The sequence below is a fragment of the Williamsia muralis genome (assembly GCF_002735905.1).
Taxonomy (GTDB): Bacteria; Actinomycetota; Actinomycetes; order Mycobacteriales; family Mycobacteriaceae; genus Williamsia; species Williamsia muralis_A.
The window spans coordinates 1-1,188 of sequence record NZ_PEBD01000016.1 but is presented as its reverse complement, the minus strand read 5'-3'; the positions used below and the strand labels follow the sequence as shown (position 1 = coordinate 1,188).

Sequence of the window (1,188 nt, the reverse complement as noted above, 5' to 3'; positions counted from 1 at the left end):
VCCACCGGCGAGATGCTCGCCGAGGTCGCCATCGAGCCCCAGGGCACCGGTAACGCTGCCCGATTGACCGGGTTCGCCCGGGACGGTTTCGACGAACCGCTGGCAGCAGCACGAATCGTGGTGCAGCGCTTTGGTGAAGTCGCGCTGGGTTACACCTTCGACTGACCAGTTCCACAGAACCCGCAAAACCCGCAGAAAATTCGCGCCACGGTCCCCCGACAACGACTGCAGGACCCCATCGAGATGGTCTGCGCCGAGGTAGACCGGATGTCCGGCAGACCCCGCGAATACTGCTCTGCCCAGTCGGCCGGGTCGGGGACCGCAAGCGTCCAGAAGTCGGCGCACCTGCGCGCCCGTCACGTCCGGGATGTCAACAACATGTAAAACCACTCCGACTAGATCGGGGACGTCGGCGGCTTCCAGAAGCGCCACGCGCACGGACTCGCTCAAGCCCCTGCGCCAGTCCGGCACCTGTACGGCCTGCGCTCCCCCGGGCATCTCCGGGGCAGCGGCACCGACGGTGACGAGCACCTGTCCGCATCCGCCGTCGCCGAGCGCATCCACCCCGGCGCGGGCACCAGATACGGGATGCCGAAAATACTTGCGCATCAAGGTGATTGGCTGCGCGCCGGCGGCCAACAGAACCCCGACCACCGTTCCGTGCTCTGGCATACCGCCTGGGCCCGCGCTCGCACTCGATGGTGCTGCCCTGTCACGGGCGTCTCCGGTGGCCGTCTCGCCCGCCGTGCGCTCCACCGATCGACCTCCTCCGGGCCTGACGGCCTTGGATATATCGGTTCTGCTCGCCGAGCGGACGAGCAGACTTCGCGAGATCCTCATGGGAAGCGATGGCACCCCGCCGGATGGCGGTGCCCACGAGACCCACATGACCATCTCACCAGAGGTACCACCGAATGAGCACCGACTCCGAGGCCGGATCATCCGACGCCACCCGATCGTTTCGACCCGATTCGACCGCTTTCAGGACGTGATGGGCTGAACAGGCACAGACTTCGAGCATTGACGTGTGCAGGCAACCAGAGCGGGCGCTGCGATGAAGGCAGCAGCACCACGAGAAATCGGAGAGGACGGGACCTGACGTGCGACGAGTTGACTGGCGAGGACTCGAGAGTTTCAACGAGTTGCGCGAGCGCCAGGCGATCCACGCCCTCTACCAGTGCTGCACGT

1 protein-coding gene and 1 pseudogene are annotated in these 1,188 nt (G+C 65.9%); one reads left to right on the top strand and one right to left on the bottom strand.

Annotated elements, in window-relative coordinates:
* Positions 1 to 756: nucleotidyltransferase family protein (locus CSW57_RS24110; protein WP_189339424.1), on the bottom strand; the 756-nt coding region annotated here is incomplete at its 3' end.
* 344 nt (positions 757 to 1,100) lie between these two features.
* On the opposite strand from CSW57_RS24110, the pseudogene CSW57_RS24100 reads away from it, so the two are divergent.
* Positions 1,101 to 1,188: pseudogene (locus CSW57_RS24100) on the top strand (2-oxo-4-hydroxy-4-carboxy-5-ureidoimidazoline decarboxylase); the annotation flags it as partial.